Here is a 20921-nt window from a genome sequence, read left to right on the forward strand (position 1 = left end):
ATCCATAAGTATGGACAACGGCGCACTTTCCGTCAGAGAACTCTGCTATAAAGTTCTCTCACAATCAGAAAGGGAATTTCATGATTCATTTAATTATTGAAGATCGGGAAAATGCGCCGAACTATATTCCGCTTATCCACCGCCATCTTCCTCATCTCGCGATGAGCGCTATCAAACAGAACCTGAACGCTTCCGGTTACGTCACCTCATTTGATGAAAACAAAATCTGCGATGACATTCTGGAAGAGCAGAATCCTATTGGAAATTTTCTTAATCTCATCAAAGTATTAAAGAATCGAGGCGCGCAGCTTAAATTCCTCGAGCAAACGGGAGATGAACCGGGAGATGAATTACCCTTGAGCCAGGTCCTGAACTATGTAGAAAGAGGTCTCGACATTGCCCGTCGGATAGAGCGAGAAGGCGGTCAGAACTGAAGAAGATAAGCCATTCCAGAGAATGGCTTATTTGGAAAGAAGAGATTAGCTGCGCTGGCGTACCGCTTCAAACAGGCAAATACCGGTGGCGACCGATACGTTCAGCGACGACACGCTACCGGCCATCGGGATGCTGATCAACTCGTCGCAGTGCTCCCGGGTCAGGCGGCGCATGCCTTCGCCTTCCGCCCCCATGACCAGCGCCAGCGATCCGGTCATTTTGCTCTGGAACAGCGTATGATCGGCCTCACCGGCGGTACCGACGATCCAGACGTTCTCTTCCTGCAGCAGACGCATGGTACGCGCCAGGTTGGTGACGCGGATCAGCGGGACGTTTTCCGCCGCGCCGCAGGCCACTTTTTTCGCCGTGGCATTCAGCTGCGCAGAACGGTCTTTGGGGACAATCACCGCATGCACGCCAGCGGCGTCAGCGCTACGTAAACAGGCGCCGAGGTTGTGCGGATCGGTCACGCCGTCAAGGATCAAAAAGAACGGCTGATCGAGAGAGGCGATCAGATCCGGCAGATCGTTCTCCTGATACTGACGTCCGGGCTTCACGCGGGCAATAATTCCCTGATGAACGGCGCCTTCGCTTTTCTCATCCAGAAACTGGCGGCTGGCGACCTGAATCACCACGCCCTGCGCTTCCAGGGCATGGATCAGCGGCATAAGGCGCTTATCCTCACGGCCTTTCAGAATAAAAACTTCCTGAAAACGTTCAGGAGCGCGCTCCAGCAGTGCCTGCACCGCGTGGATGCCGTAAATCATTTCACTCATTTATCTACTCGTTTAGGTTCTGTTATCCGTTCCCTTCCCCCCGCCCCGCCACGATGTCGGGAGGCGCGGGGGTAAAGGGAATCGCACTACTCAGCGATATTCTTTTTCTTCGCCGCGCGCTTGGCTTTGGTCGCTGCGGCTATCTTCTGGGTTTTCTCCGACGGCTTTTTCGCTTTCTTCTCGCCTTTTGGCTGAGCGGCTTTCGGCTGAGACTGACCTTTCTGTTTGCGGAATGCGCTATCCGGCTCGAAGTTTACCTGCTTGCCCGCCTGACGGCGACGTCCGGAAGATTTACCTGCGCCGCCTTTCTTCGCTTTTTCACGCTCGGTCTTACCGACGTTGCGCGGCGCGCGCTCGCTGGAGATAAGCGAGAAGTCAATTTTACGCTCGTCCATGTTGACCGCTTCAACGCGCACTTCCACGCGATCGCCCAGTCGATAGGTCTGGCCGCCGGATTCACCAATCAGACGCTGTCCGACCTGATCGAAGCGGTAGTAGTCGTTATCGAGGGAAGAGACGTGCACCAGACCATCAATAAACAGCTCATCCAGACGGACGAAGAAACCAAAGCCGGTCACGCTGGCAATCACGCCCTTAAAGACGTTACCCACCTGATCCAGCATGAAATCACACTTCAGCCAGTCCGAAACATCGCGCGTCGCTTCATCAGCACGACGCTCGGTCATTGAACAGTGCGCCCCCAGCTGCAGCATCTCGTCCATGCTGTAGTGCCAGCCGCCGGTCTCGGTGCTATTGCCTTTATGTCCCTGCTCTTTCGCCAGTAAATACTTGATCGCGCGATGCAGAGAAAGGTCAGGATAGCGGCGAATCGGCGAGGTGAAGTGGGCATAGGATTGCAGCGCCAGACCAAAGTGGCCGCGGTTTTCCGGGTCGTATATCGCCTGTTTCATCGACCGCAGCAGCATGGTTTGCAGCATCTCTGCATCCGGACGATCGGCGATAGAGGTCAGTAATTCCGCATAGTCGCGCGGCTCCGGCTTGTTGCCGCCAGGCAGCTCAAGCCCCAGCTCCGCGAGCACCGAACGGAATGCGGTAATCGCTTCCGTACTCGGTTTGTCATGGATACGGAACAGCGCCGGTTCCTCGGCCTTCTCAACGAAGCGCGCAGCGGAGATGTTCGCCAGGATCATGCACTCTTCAATCAGCTTGTGCGCGTCGTTACGCTGAGTCTGCTCAATACGTTCAATGCGGCGTTCAGCATTAAAGATGAATTTAGCTTCTTCACTCTCAAATGAGATACCGCCGCGCTCTTCACGCGCGCCGTCCAGCACTTTGTAGAGGTTATGCAGCTCTTCAATATGCTTAACCAGCGGCGCGTACTGCTCACGCAGATCCTGGTCGCCCTGCAGCATATGCCAGACTTTGGTATAGGTCAGACGGGCATGGGAGCTCATCACCGCTTCGTAGAATTTGAAGCCGGTCAGACGCCCCTTGGCCGAAATCGTCATTTCACAAACCATACAGAGCCTGTCGACCTGAGGATTCAGTGAACACAGGCCGTTAGAGAGCACTTCAGGCAGCATCGGAACCACCTGAGACGGGAAGTAGACCGACGTGCCGCGGCTGCGCGCTTCGCCATCCAGCGGCGTACCCGGGCGCACGTAGTAGCTCACATCGGCGATCGCCACCCACAGACGCCAGCCACCGCCGCGTTTCTTCTCGCAGTACACGGCATCATCAAAGTCACGGGCGTCTTCGCCATCAATGGTGACCAGCGGCAGGCTGCGTAAATCAACGCGCCCTTGTTTCGCCTCTTCCGGTACCTGTTCTTTCAGGCCGGCGACCTGTTTTTCGACCGCTGGCGGCCAGACGTAGGGAATTTCATGGGTGCGCAGGGCCATATCGACCGCCATGCCGGTACCCATATTGTCGCCGAGGACCTCAACGATCTTGCCGACCGCTTTGGTGCGGCGGGTTGGGCGCTGGGTCAGCTCAACCACCACCACAAACCCCATCCGCGCGCCCATGATCTGTTCCGGGGGGATCAGGATATCGAAGCTCAGGCGGCTGTCATCCGGCACCACGAAGCCAACGCCCGCATCGGTAAAGTAGCGGCCCACAATCTGGCCCGTTTTTGGCACCAGTACGCGGACAATACGCGCTTCGCGACGGCCTTTACGGTCGGCGCCCAGCGGCTGCGCCAGCACCTGATCGCCGTGAATACAGGTTTTCATCTGCTCGGACGACAGATACAGGTCATCTTTACGGCCTTCAACGCGCAGGAAGCCATAACCATCGCGATGACCGATAACGGTCCCTTTCAGCAGGTCAAGACGTTCCGGCAGCGCATAGCACTGACGACGCGTAAAGACCAGCTGACCATCGCGTTCCATTGCGCGCAGTCTGCGGCGCAATGCTTCTTGTTGTTCTTCGCCTTCAATATTCAGCTCTATTGCCAGCTCATCTCGGCTAGCCGGTTTTTCGCGTTTTGCTAAATGATCGAGGATAAATTCCCGGCTCGGGATTGGATTAGCGTATTTTTCAGATTCGCGGTCCAGGAAAGGATCTTGTGACATGTCGGTTCCTCCGTTGTCATCTCCAGTGAAGTTTACGTCACTCCACCAGCAATAATTTATAAAGCGGTTGATTCTTTTCAACCAAATCGGCCAGCGTGTAGTTATCCAGTTCCTTGAGAAAACTTTGCGCGGCTTCAGCAAGCGCCTGTTTCAGACGACAGGCGGGCGTAATATGGCAAAATTCGCTGCTGCAGTTGACCAACGAGAGCGGCTCCAGATCGCGAACAACATCACCCACGCGAATCATATTTGCCGGTTTCCCCAGACGAATTCCCCCGTTTTTTCCCCGTACCGCCGTCACGTACCCCACGCGACTTAGCTGATTGATTATTTTAACCATATGATTACGGGAAACGCCGTAAACCTCCGTCACTTCGGAGATGCTGGTCATTCTTCCATCCGGTAGCGACGCCATATAAATCAGCGCGCGTAATCCGTAATCAGTGAAACTCGTTAACTGCACAATCAACCTCAGGGAAAAGAAAAACAGAGTGCGTCGGTAGACAATTACTATTGATGATAAACCAGCCAGCGCTCAGGCCGCTAATTTATTTAAATGGGGCGGGCGAACAGCAAAAACAAGAGGCGCCTTAACGGCGCCCCTGGAGATCGTTATGCGTCGAACGGATCGCGCAAAATCATCGTCTCGGTACGGTCAGGACCGGTAGAGATAATATCAACCGGTACGCCGGTCAGCTCTTCAATGCGTGCGATGTAGTTCAGCGCTGCCTGCGGCAGACCGCTGCGCTCTTTCACGCCAAAGGTGGTTTCAGACCAGCCCGGCATGGTTTCGTAAATCGGCTCGATGCCTTCCCAGTTGTCAGCAGCCAGCGGAGTGGTCGTCACTTCGCGGCCATCCGGCATCCGGTAGGCTACGCAGATTTTAACTTCTTTCAGGCCGTCCAGGACGTCCAGCTTAGTCAGGCAGAAACCGGACAGGGAGTTAATCTGCACCGCGCGGCGCACCGCTACGGCATCCAGCCAGCCGGTACGACGACGACGGCCGGTGGTAGCGCCAAACTCGTTACCCTGCTTGCACAGGAACTCGCCGGTTTCATCAAACAGCTCAGTCGGGAACGGACCCGCACCTACGCGAGTGGAGTAGGCTTTGATGATACCCAGAACGTAGTCTACATAACGCGGACCCAGACCGGAGCCGGTCGCCACGCCACCTGCGGTGGTGTTGGAAGAGGTTACGTACGGATAGGTACCGTGGTCGATATCGAGCAGCGTACCCTGTGCGCCTTCAAACATGACGAAATCGCCACGCTTGCGCGCCTGGTCAAGCAGATCGGAAACGTCAACAACCATCGCGGTCAGGATGTCGGCAATCGCCATGACGTCATCGAGAACTTTCTGGTAATCAACCGCTTCAGCTTTGTAGAAATTCACCAGCTGGAAGTTGTGATATTCCATCACTTCTTTCAGTTTATCAGCGAAGGTGGCTTTATCAAACAGATCGCCAACGCGCAGACCGCGGCGAGCCACTTTATCTTCGTAAGCCGGGCCGATACCGCGACCGGTCGTACCGATAGCTTTCGCGCCGCGCGCTTTTTCACGCGCGACATCCAGCGCAACGTGATATTCGAGGATAAGCGGGCACGCTTCAGAAAGCAGCAGACGCTCGCGGACAGGGATACCACGGTCTTCCAGACCTTTCATCTCTTTCATCAGCGCAGCCGGAGAAAGCACGACACCGTTACCGATGATGCTGGTGACATTCTCGCGAAGAATACCTGATGGAATGAGATGGAGGACGGTTTTTTCACCGTTGATTACGAGAGTATGGCCGGCGTTGTGACCGCCCTGATAGCGCACAACATATTTAGCCCGTTCAGTCAGGAGATCGACGATCTTCCCTTTACCTTCGTCACCCCATTGGGTGCCCAGTACGACGACGTTGTTACCCATTTTTCAAAATCACCGTTTGCTTAAAAATGGATTCTACCATCGCTTTTTCAGAGTTACAGCACTTTTTGCACTCAAAAGGCGGGAAATTAGTCTACTTTACGCTCAGCCAATCGTTTTCCTCAACATGTAGTAGATGACGATACCGGCAACCACAAGACCTCCGCCAAACCGGCGTAATAAATTATCCGGTAATTGGCTCATCGTGGCGACCATTCGACGCCACGCGCGCGGATAAAGCAGCGGCCCAAGCCCTTCAAGTACTAAAACCAGCGCCAGTGCCAGCCAGATTGTTGAGTTCATTATTCACCTTTATTTAAGTACAGCCACCGTCGCTCACCCCTGTGAGTCGTTGCTCAATTCATATTCTCCGGTATTTCATCATTGTTATGAACCGGCTTTATGAAACAAAATACATAACCCATTGGCGAACCCAAATCCGCTGCGAACATTGTAAAAAAGGCGCCTCAACGGGCGCCTTTTTGCTTACTCATTGCTTATCAGCGGGTCGCTGACGCGGGTGATTTCATATAGCGGAAGAAATCGCTGTCCGGGCTGAGAACCATCACATCCTGATTGCTCTGGAAGCTGTTCTCATACGCACGCAGGCTACGGATAAAGGCATAGAAGCCTGGATCCTGGCTGAATGCATCAGCAAACAGTTTCGCCGATTCAGCATCGCCTTCACCGCGCAGAATACGACCCTGACGCTCGGCTTCCGCCAGCGTTTTGGTCACTTCATAATCCGCGGTCGCGCGCAGTTTTTCAGCTTCTTCCTGACCCTGTGAACGGTGACGACGCGCTACCGCTTCACGCTCGGCGCGCATACGGTTGTAGATCGCTTCAGACACTTCGGCAGGCAGGTTGATCTGTTTAATACGCACGTCGACGACTTCAATACCCAGCGCCGCCATACTGTTCGGGTTGATCACCTGAACCTTACCGTTTGTTTCTGCTTCAACACGCTCCGCCGCTTTGGCAATCGCGTCATCGGCAGCCGGCGTACTGACTTCATCTTCTGTGCCCGCAGAACCTGAGTTCAGCGCATCGCGGACTTCCAGGGTCAGACGGCCGCGGGAGTCGGTCACGATGTCTTTCACATCCAGACGGCCAATTTCAGAACGCAGACGGTCAGAGAATTTACGCTTCAGCAGCACCTCGGCCTGGGAGACGTCACCGCCGCCGGTTGCCAGGTAGTAACGGCTAAAGTCGCTGATGCGCCACTTGATGTAAGAGTCAACAATCAGGTCCTTCTTCTCTTTGGTAACAAAGCGGTCGGCCTGGTTGTCCATCGTCTGGATACGCGCATCAAGCATCTTCACGGATTCAATAAAAGGAATCTTGAAGTGAAGGCCAGGCGCGTACACCAGCGGTTTGTTTTCATCGTCGCGCAGAACTTTACCAAAACGCAGCGTGATGCCGCGCTCGCCCTCTTTGACCACAAAGATGGACATGTAGAGCACCACCAGCACGATGACAATTATCGCGATAACAGATTTACGCATCGTTATTCCCCCTGACGCTGGTAGTCGTTACGCTGCGCGTTGGCGCGGCGTTGGTCCATAATGGTGCCTCCCGTAGAGGTAGAAGCGTTACTGGCGCTGTTTGAGCTGGATGCAGGCGGCAGACGCAGCAGATCGCTTGCGCCACTGCTATCGCTCTTTGCCGCCGGCGCGCCGGCGCCTTTCAGCATCTGATCCAGAGGCAGAACCATCAGGTTGCTCCCCTTATCGTTAACCAGCACTTTGCGCGTATGGCTCAGCACTTTTTCCATGGTTTCGATATACAGACGCTCGCGGGTAATTTCCGGAGCCGCTTTATACTCAGGCAGAATTTTTGCAAAACGAGCCACTTCACCCTGCGCTTCAAGAACGGTCTGGGTCTTATAGGCGCGAGCCTCTTCAAGGATACGCTGCGCCTGACCGTTAGCCCGCGGCTGGACTTCGTTGGTGTAAGCTTCCGCTTCACGAATGTACTGCTGTTCGTTTTCACGCGCGGCAATCGCATCATCAAACGCGGCTTTTACTTCCTCCGGCGGACGCGCCGTCTGGAAGTTGACGTCGAGCAGGGTGATACCCATGTTGTACGGACGAATGGTCTCTTCCAGCTCGCGCTGGGTATCGCTACGAATGACGGTACGTCCTTCGGTCAGGATACGGTCCATGGTGTATTTACCGATCACGCCACGCAGGGCGCTGTCGGTGGCCTGACGCAGGCTGTCGTCCGCGCTGGTGACGCTAAACAGATAGCGTTCCGGATCGGTCACGCGGTACTGCACGTTCATCTCAACGCGCACGACGTTTTCGTCAGACGTCAGCATGACGCCGGAAGCCGCCAGTTCGCGAACCGACTCAACGTTAACCGCCTGAACGTTATCAATGAAAGTAGGTTTCCAGTTAAGGCCAGGCTCAACCAGATGGCTAAATTTACCAAAGCGAGTGACGACGCCACGTTCAGCTTCTTTAATGGTATAGAAACCGCTGGCTGCCCAGATAATAACCGCAGCGGCGGCAACGATGCCGACGATACGTCCGCCCATTGGCCCGCGAGGTCCCTGAGAGCCGCTACCGCCGCCCAGTCCACCTTTTCCACCACCCAGGCCGCCAAGTTTTTTACTTAGCTTACGGAAGATATCATCCAGATCGGGAGGTCCCTGCTCGCGACCGCCTTTGTTGCCATTTCCCCCAGAGTTGCCGCCTTGGTTATTGCTGCTTCCCCACGGGTCGCGGTCCTGTCCGTTATTACCGGGCTGATTCCACGCCATGTATATGCTCCATATTTGTTTTTGATATCCCCACAGGGGTCAATATCTTCAGGCAAGCTGCAAGGTCAAATCACGTATTCAACCAGCGCTGGCTCTTGTTTACAGAGGCGACGCCAGTCAACGATCGGCATGCGCACCTGCAGACCAACGCTACCGTCATCCTCCATCCACTCTTTCTCTATCGCCTGAAGCTGATAGAACCGGCTTCTCAACCGACCTTCCTGCGGCGGCAGGCGCAGCGTGTGCTGGGCCACTTCACCAGAAAGCCGTTCCGTCAAAGCCTGAAAAAGCAGCGGTACGCCAACCCCGGTCTGGGCGGAAAGCCAGACCCGAATCGGTTTATTTTCTTCATCCCGATCGATACGCGGCTCAAAATCATCCAGCATGTCGATTTTATTCATGACCAGCAGCGCCGGGATCTCATCAGCTTCGATTTCCGCGAGCACCGTATTCACTGCGTCAATATTTTCCTGCACGCGCACATCGGCAGCATCAATGATATGCAGCAACAGCGTCGCCTGGCGCGTCTCCTGGAGCGTCGCTTTAAACGCGGCCACCAGATCGTGCGGCAGGTGGCGAATAAAGCCTACGGTATCCGCCAGGACGGTTTCGCCGACATCAGGGACATCAATCCGGCGCAGCGTTGGGTCCAGAGTGGCGAACAGCTGGTTCGCAGCATAGACCTCGGCTTCGGTTATCTGGTTGAACAACGTGGATTTACCGGCGTTGGTATAACCGACCAGCGACACGGTTGGAATATCGGCTTTGGCGCGTGACCGCCGTCCCTGCTCACGCTGTTTTTCAACTTTTTCCAGTCGCGCCAGGATCTGCATAATACGGTTACGCAGCAAGCGGCGGTCAGTTTCGAGCTGGGTTTCCCCCGGGCCGCGCAAACCAATCCCGCCTTTCTGTCTTTCAAGGTGGGTCCAGCCGCGAACGAGGCGAGTCGCCATGTGGCGCAGCTGCGCCAGCTCGACCTGCAGTTTCCCTTCGTGGGTACGCGCTCGCTGGGCAAAAATATCTAAAATCAAGCCGGTACGATCGATAACCCGACATTCGCATAAGCGCTCCAGGTTTCGTTCCTGTGCCGGACTCAGGGCATGATCGAAGAGCACGACCGATGCACCGGTCGCTTTTACGGCTTCCGCAATTTCGACTGCTTTACCTTCACCAACAAAATACTTCGGGTGCGGTGCTTTACGGCTACCGGTAATCACCTGCATTGCTTCGACACCGGCGGAAGAGGCCAGAGTTTCAAACTCCTGGAGATCTTCCATATCTTTGTCTTGCGAAAAATAGATGTGTACCAGTACCGCCTGCTCACCGGCGTCATAACGGTCAAACAAGCGTAAACCCCTTATAAAATACCAGCGGGGAACGCAGAAAACCTGGCTCCCCGACGTGGAAAAACAGCATCTGCCTTATTCGGCGTCTTCGCTGTCTTGCTGCGGCGCAGAAGAACCCTGCGCACCACCACCGTGGTGATAGTTGTTTGTACCGCCGCCAGCATTGTTGCTGTGGTGTGACACCGGGCGAGACGGGACAACAGTAGAAATTGCGTGCTTATAGACCATCTGGCTGACCGTGTTTTTCAACAGGATCACGAACTGATCGAAAGACTCAATTTGCCCTTGCAGCTTAATACCATTCACCAAATAAATAGAAACCGGAACACGTTCCCGACGCAAAGCGTTCAGGAACGGATCTTGTAAAGATTGCCCCTTAGCCATTCTCTCTTTTCCTTATATGTATGCTTGTTTTGTACTCAGAACCTTACGATTCTTAAAAAAATTACGCACGATACCCGTTCAATTGTACACGTTCAGTCCAGGCTAGCACCAACAACCTGTAATACTTTGTTGAACGCTTGTTCAGGTTGTTCACTGTCTAACCAGTGGATACCTTCCCAACCGCGCAGCCAGGTCACCTGACGTTTAGCTAACTGTCTCGTGGCGCAAACACCTCGATAAACCATTTCATCATACGGGATCTCGCCATTTAGGTAAGACCACATCTGGCGATATCCGACACAACGAATGGAAGGCATATCCGTATGCAAATCTCCCCGGGCAAAAAGCGCCCGCACTTCTGCTTCAAAACCTGAAGCCAACATCTGATGAAAACGCTGTTCTATGCGCTGATGGAGCAGTTCACGGCTCGCCGGGGCGATGGCGAACTGGTGCACCTTATACGGCAGAGCATCACCTGACGTTTGCGTCAGCTCCGTTAAAGTTTTACCCGAAATGAAAAAAACTTCCAGTGCTCGGGAAAGTCTTTGCGGATCATTTGGATGAATACGCGCGGCGGCAACCGGATCAATTTCCTGTAGCTGCTGGTGTAACGCGTTCCATCCCTGCTCTGCGGCCTGTTGCTCGATCCTGGCTCTGACCTCAGGGTCAGCCGAGGGTAGAGGCGACAATCCTTCCAACAACGCCTTGAAATACAACATCGTTCCGCCAACCAGTAGCGGAATTCGCCCGGCAGCGACGATATCGGCCATCTCTGCCAGCGCATCGCGGCGGAAATCCGCCGCGGAATAAGCTTCGGCCGGGTCAAGAATATCCAGCAGACGATGCGGCGCAGCGCTCAGCTCCGCGGCATCGGGCTTGGCCGTGCCTATGTCCATTCCTCGATAGATGAGGGCTGAATCAACGCTAATCAACTCTACTGGCAAAACTTTACGTAAGGCGATAGCCAATGCGGTTTTACCAGAGGCCGTCGGGCCCATTAAAAATATTGCCTTAGGCAGGCTTGCCTCAGTTACATCACTCATCTTTCAGGGCATTCATCGCCGAATGTAAATCAACAGGTTGTAACAGACCACCCGGCGGCGCTTTAACCAGCTGCGGACATAAGCGTTCTATATCCGCCAGGACGGCAATCGCCTGCGCCATGTTCCACTGCGCATGTTCGCTCGCCAGATTACGCGCCATCCACTGAGCAATATTGCCGACGTCGACGGTTTTTTGCTGCGCCAGGTAGCCTATCAGTTCAGGAATCAAGATTTGTAAATTTTGTTGTCTTAAGGGTAAAGGCACTGCGCGGACCGTCACGTGGTGCGCATCGGACTGGAGTTCAATCCCGACCTCAGCCAGCGCCGACTGCGCCTGCTTGAGCGCGTCTTTTTCCTCGTCGGACACTTTTATCCGCAGCGGGATAAGCAGCGGTTGGGCGCAAACCGCCTCTGCGCCCGGCGTTAGCTGCGCCTGGCGCAGCCAGCGCTCAGCAACCGGCAGAGCCAGCAGCGCTAACTTACCGCCGCGCTCCAGCAGCGCGCAGTCGCTATCGATAATCGTCAGTACGCGGCCAAAGCTTTGGCTATGGCCCGACAGGCCTTCCGCTGCCGGTGCGGGAGCCAGGGGTTTACGCTCCGTGGCCGGCGTATCCAGCAGTTGGCGATAAAGCGCACCCTGCTGTTTTTGATAGCCTGGCTGCGCGTGCGGCCAGGCGGCTCCGCCAGATGAACCCGAGGCGGCGGACTCTCGCGAACCTCCGGTATTAAAACGCGGCGCGGCGGGCTCATCCCGGTAACGGGGAGCGGCGCTTTCACGCGCGACCGCCGGCTGGGCAAAATGATTGCCGCCCGCCGCAATGCGGTTTTCCGGCACCTGCCGCGGCGCGGGCTCATCGCCCTCTTCCGCCAACGGCACCTCCAGCTGCTGCTGCAGGACGCTCAGCACGCCCTGATAGATAAAGTCATGCACCAGGCGCGACTGATGAAAACGCACTTCATGTTTGGCCGGATGGACGTTCACATCCACCTGATGCGGATCTATCTTCAGATACAGCACAAAGGCAGGCTGCTGGTCGGCGCCCAGTTTGTCTTCACAGGCCTGGCGAATCGCGTGATTAATCAGGCGATCGCGCATCATCCGCCCATTGACGTAGCAATACTGAATCTCCGCCAGCGTCGGATTGGTATGTAGCGGATCGGCCACCCAGCCGCTGAGGGTCAGGTCGCCGTGCTGCCACTCAATCGCCAGCGCGTGTTCGAGAAATGGCAAACCGCAGATTGCGCCCAGACGCCGCTCGCGCTGGCCGTCCTGCGATACCGCCCGGTACTGGCGCACGGCCTTGCCGTTGTGGCTGAGGTTGATGGTCACGTCGAAGCGCGCCAGCGCAATGCGCCGCACGATCTCGTCGATATGGCCAAACTCGGTTTTCTCGGTGCGCATAAATTTGCGCCGGGCGGGGGTGTTATAAAACAGATCCAGCACTTCCAGCGTTGTTCCCACCGGATGCGCCGCCGGCTTCACGGTGACCGCCTGATCGCGCCCTTCGGCATAGGCCTGCCAGGCCTCCTGCTGATCTTCGGTACGCGAGGTCAACGTCAGGCGCGCCACTGAGCTAATACTGGCCAGAGCTTCGCCGCGAAAGCCGAGGCTAATGATCGCCTCAAGGTCATCCAGCGAAGCAATTTTACTGGTGGCGTGACGAGCCAGCGCCAGCGCCAGCTCGTCTTTTTTGATGCCGCAGCCGTTATCGCGAATGCGGATTAACTTCGCCCCGCCGCGCTCAATATCAATGTCGATACGCGTCGCCCCGGCATCGAGGCTATTTTCCACCAGCTCTTTGACCACCGACGCCGGACGTTCCACCACTTCACCTGCGGCAATCTGGTTGGCGAGCTGCGGCGGTAGAACCTGAATCGGCATGGCCGTCTCCTTAATTTAACAACGTCCCATCTGACGAACCTGCGCTGGCAGTCTGCGCGGCTGCCCCGCGCGGCGCGGATTGCAGAGGATGCTGCATAAAGTAGTTACGCAGGCCGTTATAAATCGCCTCTGCGACCTGCTGCTGATAAGCATCGCTACCCAGCAGCCGCTCTTCGCCGGTATTACTGATAAAACCCGTTTCCACCAGGATCGACGGGATATCCGGCGAACGCAGTACGCCGAGGCTGGCATGCTCAGGGCGACGCTTATGTAAATCGCCGATCCGCTGCAGCTGGCTCAGCACATTGGTCGCCACATCATACCCGACGCGCTGGGAATGGCCGAACTGTAAATCCAGCACCGCCTGGCTCAGGTAAGGGTCCGACTGGCTGTTGGCCAGTACATCGCCCGCGCCGCCCAGCAGTTCTGACTGTTTCTCATGCTGCTCGAGCCAGCCGGCCATTTCGCTGTTCGCGCGGCGGTTGGAAAGCACCCAAACCGAGGCCCCGGTAGCATCGCGATTCGGCGCAGCGTCGGCGTGAATCGAGACAAGGAAATTGGCGTTTTGCTTACGTGCGACGTCAGAACGCCCCATGACGGAAATGAAATAATCGCCGTCGCGCGTTAGCACGGGCCTGAACTGCGGATCGGCATTCAGCAGCGCGCGGAGCTTACGCGCAATCGCTATGGTCACATTCTTTTCTTTCGTGCCGTTCGGACCAATGGCTCCCGGATCCTGGCCGCCGTGGCCGGCGTCAATGGCGATAATCACTTTATCGTCGCCGGAAACGGTACGCGCCGCAGGACGCGTTACGCTACTGGTGCTGGTCACCGCGGTAAGCCGGTCGTTATCGGCTTTAAACGGGTTGCGCGCGGGTTCGCTCGGACGCACGGGCTGCGCCACGGGCCTTTCCGCCTGTCTAACCACCACTGGCTGAGGTGGAGGCGGAGCGTCGGCGTTAATCGTAAACACCACGGTGTAGTTAGAGCCGTTCTGCTGTTTCACCGCGCGGGTTTTGCCATCGGCGGTGAGATCCACCAGCAGGCGCAGCGACTGCGTATCCTGCGGCGTCCCGGAACGAATGCTTTTTACCAGATTATTGCCGCTAAACTGCAGCGGTAGCCCCTGGAGTACGCCAGTCTGTTTAATATCCAGCGCCACGATGCGTTTGCCCTGGGGGCTAAACGAATATTCAGGTTCGCCGATAAAGCTAATGGTAATGCGGGCCTGCCGATCGCCATTTGAGACCTGGATATCGGATAAACTTGCCGCAGTGGCCTGAATGCTGAACAGCATCAGTGCGGCGGCCAGCCAACTGGTTAAGCGATACATCATCCCGTCGTCCTTCAGGCTAATTAGCCAAACGCGCCAATAAAGACTCACCCAATGAGGAGACCGCGGTTACGCGCGCCTCACGCCCTTGTGCCTGATACTCAAGGTGAATTTCAACATCCGGGTCCGGCAGTACTCCCGTGCCCTGCTGAGGCCATTCCACCAGGCAGATAGCATCGTCAGTAAAATAATCGCGGATCCCCATAAACTCGAGTTCCTCAGGATCCGCCAGGCGATAAAGATCGAAGTGATAGACCATCAAATTATCGAGACTGTATGGCTCGACGAGGGTGTAGGTTGGGCTTTTAACGTTGCCACGGTGACCGAGAGCCTGAAGGAAACCGCGGCTAAAGGTGGTCTTACCCGCCCCTAAATCGCCATACAAATAGATGACCGTCGCGCCAGCGCATGCCTGCGCGACGCGGTTGCCAAGGCTTAAAGTCGCCTGCTCATCGGGTAAAGGAATCACTCGGTTAATCATGGTCTACGTCAATCACATCCGGGTTAACAACACGCCTGAGCGTGAAAAAAAGATCGGTCGCCAGCATTCCGCGGGTGCCGTGTCTCGCCGCCAGCCGATCGGCGGCTTCGCCATGAGCAACGCATCCGGCGCAGGCAGCATCATACGGCGTCAGGCGCTGGCCTAACAACGCAGCGATAATACCGGTCAGCACATCGCCCATCCCGCCGCTGGCCATCCCAGCGTTACCGGCGTCGATAATAGCCATTTCGCCCGTTTCGCTCGCCACGATCGTACCTGCACCTTTCAGCACCACGATGCCACCATAACGTTTTACCAGACGTTGTGCAGAATGTAAGCGATCGCTTTCAATTTCTGCCACACTCACGTTCAGCAGGCGGGCGGCTTCGCCGGGATGCGGCGTCAGCACGCGATTGTGACGTTTATCGGGATTGATTGCCAGCAGGTTCAGCGCATCCGCATCCCAGACCATCGGTTTGCGAAAATTCTCCGCCTGGCGTAGCGCATTTTTACCCCACTCGCCCTGCCCCAGACCCGGCCCAATCGCAATGACATCCGCCCAGTGCAGACTCTCTTCGAGAGAACGGGACGTCAGCTCATGGACCATCAGCTCCGGCCTGGCGGTCAGAATGGGGGCAATGTTGTCCCGGTGAGTCAGTACTCGCACCAGCCCGGCGCCCGCGCGCAGCGCCGCTTCACCGCTCATTCGTATGGCGCCCGCCGTCCCCGGTTCGCCGCCAATAATCACCAGCTTACCGTGGTCGCCTTTGTGCGAGGTTGGACGCCGCGGCGGCAGCCAGCCGGGGAGCTGCGAGGCATCGAAGCGACTGAGCGCCGTCGTTTGGCCTGCCAGCCAACCCTCAAGCCCCAGGGCGTGGTGATGCAAACGGCCAACGACATCGCGGGCTTTGCCGGTCAGCAGCCCCGGCTTAAGCGCGATAAAGGTGATGGTATGAGCGGCATGGATAACCGCGCCCGGTGTCGTCCCCGTTTGCGCATTCAGGCCGGAGGGGATATCCAGCGCCACAACCGCAGCCGGATGGGCATTTGCCCGCGCGATCAGCGCCGCAACGTTTTCCCGGGGCGCGCTCTGTAACCCGGTACCGAGCAGGCCGTCAATAATCAGCGTGATATCTTCCGGCCAGGGAATGCTGGCGGCATGAATCGTGCCGCCGGCGTTGAGCCACTCCTCACGCGCGAGGCTGGCCTCTTCCGGCAGCGGCTTCTCGCTCTCCAGCGCCAGCAGCGTGACCTGAATGCCTCGCGACTGTGCCAGGCGAGCCACCACGTAGCCGTCGCCGCCGTTATTACCGTGGCCGCAGAGAATCAGCCAGTGCTGGCTTTCAGGATACTGGACGCGCGCAAGCTCAAAAGCCGCTTCGCCCGCACGACGCATCAATTCATACAACGTCAGCCCAAGGGCATCCGCCGCCTCTTTTTCCGCTCGTCGTAGCGCCTCCGCCGACCAGATGATATGTGGTATACTCCCGGTGTTTTTCGTCATCGTATGGTCCATCATGTCACAGCCCCTCGATCTCAATCAGTTAGCGCAGCAAATCAAACAATGGGGCACAGAGTTGGGGTTCCAGCAGGTCGGTATTACCGATACCGATCTCAGCGCCAGCGAACCTAAACTGCAGGCGTGGCTGGATAAACAATACCACGGCGAAATGGCGTGGATGGCGCGTCATGGCATGATGCGCGCGCGCCCCCATGAGCTCCAGCCCGGTACCCTGCGCGTGATTAGCGTGAGAATGAACTACCTGCCCGCTAATGCCGCTTTCGCCCGTACCCTGAAAGACCCCGCCGTGGGTTACGTTAGCCGTTACGCCCTCGGACGGGACTATCACAAGCTATTACGTCATCGCCTGAAAAAATTAGGTGAGATGATTCAGGGACAGTGTGCTTCGCTCAATTTTAGACCTTTTGTCGATTCCGCGCCGATTCTTGAACGCCCTTTAGCCGAAAAAGCGGGGCTGGGATGGACAGGTAAGCACTCACTCATCCTTAGCCGCGATGCCGGCTCGTTCTTTTTCCTCGGTGAACTGCTTATCGATCTCCCTCTTCCCATTGACCAGCCCGTCAAGGAAGAGTGCGGCCGCTGCGTTGCCTGTATGACCATCTGCCCAACCGGCGCCATCGTCGAGCCCTATACCGTCGATGCCCGGCGCTGTATTTCCTATCTGACTATCGAACTGGAAGGCGCTATTCCGGAAGAGTTTCGTCCGCTGATCGGCAACCGCATATACGGCTGCGATGACTGCCAGCTGATTTGCCCGTGGAACCGCTTCGCGCAGCTCACCGATGAAGAGGATTTCAGCCCGCGCAAGGCGCTACACGCCCCGGCGCTTATTGAGCTGTTCGCCTGGAGCGAACCCTGGTTTTTAAAAGTGACGGAAGGTTCGGCCATTCGCCGTATTGGTCATCTGCGCTGGCTGCGTAATATCGCCGTCGCGTTGGGCAACGCGCCCTGGGATGAAGCGAACCTGAAGGCGCTGGAAAGCCGCAGGGGTGAGCACCCGCTTCTCGACGAACATATCGAGTGGGCGATGGCGCAGCAAATTGAAAAGAGAAATGCCAATGTGGTTGAGGTGCAGTTACCCAAAAAGCTGCGTCTGGTCAGGGTGGTTGAAAAAGGGCTACCGCGCGACGCCTGATTCATTCACAGGGTGTGAATAAAAATAAAAACACATTGCGTTTCAAGGGGCAGACGTTCGTCAAGTGATCGGATTAACACTTTGAAATGAAATTTAACTGTTACATTTCAATTAGATATAAGAATACTATTTACATAGTGAAGTAATTTTCTGAGAGAGGACGAAAGGTTAACCTGTGGATAACTCTGTTCACAGTATTTTCAGGACCGTGCGAAAATCATCACCGGCGCGTGCTTGCGCTGTGGATAAACTGGGTATGAGAAGAAATTTGGAGCGGGAAACGAGACTCGAACTCGCGACCCCGACCTTGGCAAGGTCGTGCTCTACCAACTGAGCTATTCCCGCTTGGGTGTGGTAACTTTCAAATTTTTGGAGCGGGAAACGAGACTCGAACTCGCGACCCCGACCTTGGCAAGGTCGTGCTCTACCAACTGAGCTATTCCCGCTTGGGTGTGGTAACTTTCAAATTTTTGGAGCGGGAAACGAGACTCGAACTCGCGACCCCGACCTTGGCAAGGTCGTGCTCTACCAACTGAGCTATTCCCGCATACTTCTGGCCATATTTCTATGGCGTCGTGATTTGCATTTCTGCTTCGTCACGGGAGGCGCATTATACGAGAATTCGATTTACCTGCAACCCCCCTGAGCGCAATTTTTTTCGTTTTTGGTTTAAGTGACCACTTTATCACCACACACCGGCCTGAATTGTCTAAATAACCAGCAAATGCGGCAAAATCACTTTTTCCGGGCCCGCTAAAGGCGCAAAATCGCTCAAGTTTATAGGCGGATATCGCCCGCTGACGGTCAACAACGATGACAACCAGGGAAATAAAATGAAAAAAGCGCTTACCGTCCTGCTGCTGGCCACGCTTGCCACAGGAACAGCATCGGCAACAACGCTACATTTTGGGACAACGACGGCCAATCCGCCGTATGAAACCGTCAATGGTAAAAATCAGCCCACAGGTTTTGATATCGACCTGGCCAACGCGCTGTGCAGGCAGATGCAGGTCGAATGCAAATTCACTCCCCAGGGGTTCGATACCCTCATCCCGGCGCTGCGCTTTAAGAAATTCGACGCCGTGATTGCCGGTATCGAAGTGATTCCGATGCGAGAAAAGCAGGTTGCGTTCAGCCATCCCTATCGTCAGGCGCTGTCCGGCGTAGTTGTCACAGCGAAAGACGCCGCCCATACCTTTGCCGATCTGAAGGATAAAAAAATCGGCGTCGTGAAAGGCACCCTTCATCAGCACTATCTGCGGGACAAACAAAAAGCCGTGCATGCGGTGCCTTACGACAGCGACGAAAGCGCCCTGAGCGCGCTGAAAGAAGGCGTGATTAGCGGCGTGATGGGCGATCAGGAGACGTTAACGAAATGGCTCCAGGATAACCCCGACTACGCCATGATGGACGAACGCGCCACGGATCCCGGCTACTACGGTAAGCAGTACGCCATTGCGGTACGTAAAGACGATCCTGAGCTGCTGAATAACATCAATGCCGCTCTGGATGTCGTAAAAGCCTCGCCGGAGTTCCAGGCCATGGAACAGAAGTGGTTTAAATAGTCGGGGGGATGACCGGGGCGTGTTGGCCCCGGCACGGGCGTTAAAGCTTAATAAAGTGTTCGCGATAGTAGGCCAGTTCCGCGACCGATTCGCGAATATCGTCCATCGCCTGATGGGTTCCTTGTTTCTTAAAGCCGTCGAGAATTTCCGGCTTCCAGCGACGAGCCAGCTCTTTCAGCGTGCTGACGTCCAGATAGCGGTAGTGGAAATACGCTTCCAGCTCAGGCATATATTTAAACAAGAAGCGGCGATCCTGGCCGATGCTATTGCCGCAGATCGGCGACTTACCCGCCGGTACCCACTTTTTGAGGAATTCGATAGTCGCCAGTTCGGCTTCACGATCGCCCTGGGTACTCGCCTTCACCCGCTCCACCAGCCCGCTGCCGGTATGGGTACGCACGTTCCACTCGTCCATCAGCGCCAGCTGCGCGTCTGACTGGTGCACCGCAATGGTCGGCCCTTCCGCCAGAATGTTCAGATTCGCGTCGGTCACCAGGGTGGCGATTTCGATGATGCGATCGCGCTCCGGATCCAGCCCCGTCATTTCAAGATCGATCCAAATCAGGTTGTTTTCATCTGCACTCATGTTATTTTCCACCCTTCTTACGTCACTATATTCATCTAAAATAGCGTGTATCATAGAGGTTTTGCCCGTACAGGGCGACCAGGAGCCAGTTCGATTGAGTAAAAATAAACTCTCCAAAGGCCAACAGCGCCGCGTGAAGGCCAACCACCAGCGCCGCCTGAAAACGACTTCGGAGAAGGCCGATTTTGATGACAACCTGTTCGGTGAGAAATCCGAAGGGACCGTCATTAGCCGCTTTGGCATGCATGCCGATGTCGAATCCGCCGACGGTAGCGTCCACCGTTGCAACATACGCCGCACTATCCGTTCGCTGGTCACCGGCGATCGCGTGGTCTGGCGGCCTGGCAAAAGCGAAGCTGACGGCGTCAACGTCAAGGGCATCGTCGAGGCCGTCCATGAACGGACCTCCGTATTGACGCGTCCGGATTTCTACGACGGCGTCAAACCCATCGCCGCCAATATCAATCAGATTGTCATTGTTTCCGCGATCTTGCCTGAGCTTTCTCCGAATATTATCGACCGCTACCTCGTGGCCTGCGAAACGCTGAACGTTGAGCCGCTGATCGTGCTCAATAAGATCGACCTGCTGGATCAGGCGAGCATGGACTTCGTCAACGAGCAAATGGACATCTATCGCCATATTGGTTACCGCGTACTGATGGTCTCCAGCCGCACGCAGGATGGCCTGAAGCCGCTTGAAGAGGCGCTCACCGATCGTATCAGTATCTTTGCCGGGCAGTCAGGGGTAGGCAAATCCAGCCTGCTGAACGCGCTGCTGGGCCTGCATGATGACCAAATCCTCACCAATGACGTTTCGGATGTCTCCGGACTGGGGCAGCACACCACCACGGCCGCGCGCCTGTACCACTTCCCGCACGGCGGCGATGTGATTGACTCGCCGGGCGTACGCGAGTTCGGCCTGTGGCATCTCGACGCGGAACAAATCACCCACGGCTTTGTCGAATTCCATGATTATTTAGGCCGCTGCAAATACCGCGACTGCAAACACGACAATGACCCGGGCTGCGCCATTCGCGAAGCGGTGGAGAAAGGCGAAATCGCCGAAAGCCGGTTTGAAAACTACCATCGCATTCTGGAAAGCATGGCGCAGGTACAGGTAAAAACGCGTAAAAGCTTTTCATCAACCGATGACTGACATTTAAGCTGAGCATCGTTAGAATCGTCCCCCCTTTTTTCAGGCTCCGCTGCTCCGCGGGGCCAGGA

Annotated in this window: 19 protein-coding genes and 3 tRNA genes; 4 read left to right on the forward strand and 18 right to left on the reverse strand. The window is 55.9% G+C overall.

Translation table 11 applies throughout. The annotated features are described in order from the left end of the window. The first annotated feature begins 80 nt into the window (after nucleotides 1-80). A complete protein-coding gene (locus SIK97_RS12300) occupies nucleotides 81-434 on the forward strand; it encodes a hypothetical protein (RefSeq protein ID WP_046876854.1) in 354 nt (117 codons plus the stop codon). Between the two features lie 45 nt (nucleotides 435-479). On the opposite strand, the gene rlmB is transcribed toward SIK97_RS12300, so the two are convergent. The 14 genes from rlmB to nnr all read right to left on the reverse strand — a co-directional run bounded on the left by rlmB (nucleotide 480) and on the right by nnr (nucleotide 16393). Beyond that, entirely contained in the window at nucleotides 480-1211 is a 732-nt protein-coding gene (gene rlmB, locus SIK97_RS12305) for a 23S rRNA (guanosine(2251)-2'-O)-methyltransferase RlmB (protein ID WP_004109129.1), read from the reverse strand. 86 nt (nucleotides 1212-1297) lie between these two features. Then, nucleotides 1298-3748 (reverse strand): ribonuclease R, encoded by a 2451-nt coding sequence (rnr, locus tag SIK97_RS12310; protein WP_004097981.1) that lies wholly within the window; start codon nucleotides 3746-3748, stop codon nucleotides 1298-1300. A 37-nt stretch (nucleotides 3749-3785) separates the two neighbouring features. After that, the gene (gene nsrR / locus SIK97_RS12315; RefSeq protein WP_004097980.1) at nucleotides 3786-4211 is read right to left on the reverse strand and encodes a nitric oxide-sensing transcriptional repressor NsrR; all 426 of its coding nucleotides are present in this window, start codon (nucleotides 4209-4211) and stop codon (nucleotides 3786-3788) included. A gap of 149 nt (nucleotides 4212-4360) precedes the next feature. Continuing rightward, the gene (locus SIK97_RS12320; RefSeq protein WP_032747626.1) at nucleotides 4361-5659 is read right to left on the reverse strand and encodes an adenylosuccinate synthase; all 1299 of its coding nucleotides are present in this window, start codon (nucleotides 5657-5659) and stop codon (nucleotides 4361-4363) included. Nucleotides 5660-5761: 102 nt separating this feature from the next. Then, nucleotides 5762-5959, reverse strand: a complete 198-nt coding sequence (locus SIK97_RS12325; protein ID WP_004097978.1) for a DUF2065 domain-containing protein — start codon at nucleotides 5957-5959, stop codon at nucleotides 5762-5764. Nucleotides 5960-6156: 197 nt separating this feature from the next. Then, entirely contained in the window at nucleotides 6157-7161 is a 1005-nt protein-coding gene (gene hflC / locus SIK97_RS12330; RefSeq protein WP_032747622.1) for a protease modulator HflC, read from the reverse strand. 2 nt (nucleotides 7162-7163) lie between these two features. Beyond that, on the reverse strand, nucleotides 7164-8420 hold the full coding sequence (hflK, locus tag SIK97_RS12335) for an FtsH protease activity modulator HflK (protein ID WP_004097974.1): 1257 nt from the start codon (nucleotides 8418-8420) through the stop codon (nucleotides 7164-7166). Between the two features lie 65 nt (nucleotides 8421-8485). Further along, on the reverse strand, nucleotides 8486-9766 hold the full coding sequence (gene hflX / locus SIK97_RS12340; RefSeq protein WP_004097973.1) for a ribosome rescue GTPase HflX: 1281 nt from the start codon (nucleotides 9764-9766) through the stop codon (nucleotides 8486-8488). A 75-nt stretch (nucleotides 9767-9841) separates the two neighbouring features. Further along, complete coding sequence (gene hfq / locus SIK97_RS12345) at nucleotides 9842-10150, reverse strand: RNA chaperone Hfq (protein ID WP_004097968.1); 309 nt, start codon at nucleotides 10148-10150, stop codon at nucleotides 9842-9844. A gap of 92 nt (nucleotides 10151-10242) precedes the next feature. Next, nucleotides 10243-11193, reverse strand: coding sequence for a tRNA (adenosine(37)-N6)-dimethylallyltransferase MiaA (miaA, locus tag SIK97_RS12350; RefSeq protein WP_032695150.1), 951 nt, complete (start codon nucleotides 11191-11193; stop codon nucleotides 10243-10245). Beyond that, nucleotides 11186-13075 carry a DNA mismatch repair endonuclease MutL gene (gene mutL, locus SIK97_RS12355; RefSeq protein ID WP_049103790.1) on the reverse strand — a complete coding sequence of 630 codons (1890 nt, stop codon included), beginning with the start codon at nucleotides 13073-13075 and terminating at the stop codon, nucleotides 11186-11188. The genes miaA and mutL overlap by 8 nt, the downstream gene beginning before the upstream one ends. 10 nt (nucleotides 13076-13085) lie before the next feature. Continuing rightward, nucleotides 13086-14411 carry an N-acetylmuramoyl-L-alanine amidase AmiB gene (amiB, locus tag SIK97_RS12360; protein WP_057173311.1) on the reverse strand — a complete coding sequence of 442 codons (1326 nt, stop codon included), beginning with the start codon at nucleotides 14409-14411 and terminating at the stop codon, nucleotides 13086-13088. Between the two features lie 16 nt (nucleotides 14412-14427). Next, nucleotides 14428-14889 carry a tRNA (adenosine(37)-N6)-threonylcarbamoyltransferase complex ATPase subunit type 1 TsaE gene (tsaE, locus tag SIK97_RS12365; RefSeq protein WP_014227619.1) on the reverse strand — a complete coding sequence of 154 codons (462 nt, stop codon included), beginning with the start codon at nucleotides 14887-14889 and terminating at the stop codon, nucleotides 14428-14430. Beyond that, on the reverse strand, nucleotides 14882-16393 hold the full coding sequence (gene nnr, locus SIK97_RS12370; RefSeq protein WP_025107635.1) for a bifunctional ADP-dependent NAD(P)H-hydrate dehydratase/NAD(P)H-hydrate epimerase: 1512 nt from the start codon (nucleotides 16391-16393) through the stop codon (nucleotides 14882-14884). Before nnr ends, tsaE begins: the two co-directional genes overlap by 8 nt. A gap of 13 nt (nucleotides 16394-16406) precedes the next feature. Between nnr and queG the strand changes: the two genes are divergently transcribed. Then, complete coding sequence (queG, locus tag SIK97_RS12375; RefSeq protein ID WP_014227617.1) at nucleotides 16407-17546, forward strand: tRNA epoxyqueuosine(34) reductase QueG; 1140 nt, start codon at nucleotides 16407-16409, stop codon at nucleotides 17544-17546. 269 nt (nucleotides 17547-17815) lie between these two features. On the opposite strand, the gene SIK97_RS12380 is transcribed toward queG, so the two are convergent. The 3 genes from SIK97_RS12380 to SIK97_RS12390 form a co-directional block, all read right to left on the reverse strand. Beyond that, nucleotides 17816-17891 (reverse strand) — tRNA-Gly (locus tag SIK97_RS12380). A gap of 25 nt (nucleotides 17892-17916) precedes the next feature. After that, nucleotides 17917-17992, reverse strand: a tRNA-Gly gene (locus SIK97_RS12385). A gap of 25 nt (nucleotides 17993-18017) precedes the next feature. Then, nucleotides 18018-18093: transfer RNA gene (locus SIK97_RS12390), tRNA-Gly, on the reverse strand. Nucleotides 18094-18379: 286 nt separating this feature from the next. Between SIK97_RS12390 and SIK97_RS12395 the strand changes: the two genes are divergently transcribed. Further along, nucleotides 18380-19111 (forward strand): arginine ABC transporter substrate-binding protein, encoded by a 732-nt coding sequence (locus tag SIK97_RS12395; RefSeq protein ID WP_025107636.1) that lies wholly within the window; start codon nucleotides 18380-18382, stop codon nucleotides 19109-19111. A 40-nt stretch (nucleotides 19112-19151) separates the two neighbouring features. Here SIK97_RS12395 and orn read toward each other — a convergent pair whose 3' ends face one another. Then, nucleotides 19152-19697, reverse strand: a complete 546-nt coding sequence (gene orn / locus SIK97_RS12400; protein ID WP_004097954.1) for an oligoribonuclease — start codon at nucleotides 19695-19697, stop codon at nucleotides 19152-19154. A gap of 94 nt (nucleotides 19698-19791) precedes the next feature. Here orn and rsgA point away from each other — a divergent pair, with 94 nt between their 5' ends. After that, entirely contained in the window at nucleotides 19792-20853 is a 1062-nt protein-coding gene (rsgA, locus tag SIK97_RS12405) for a small ribosomal subunit biogenesis GTPase RsgA (protein ID WP_004097952.1), read from the forward strand. Nucleotides 20854-20921: the final 68 nt, after the last annotated feature.

The organism is Klebsiella sp. JN_Kp126 (assembly GCF_033843325.1).
Lineage (GTDB): Bacteria > Pseudomonadota > Gammaproteobacteria > Enterobacterales > Enterobacteriaceae > Klebsiella > Klebsiella michiganensis.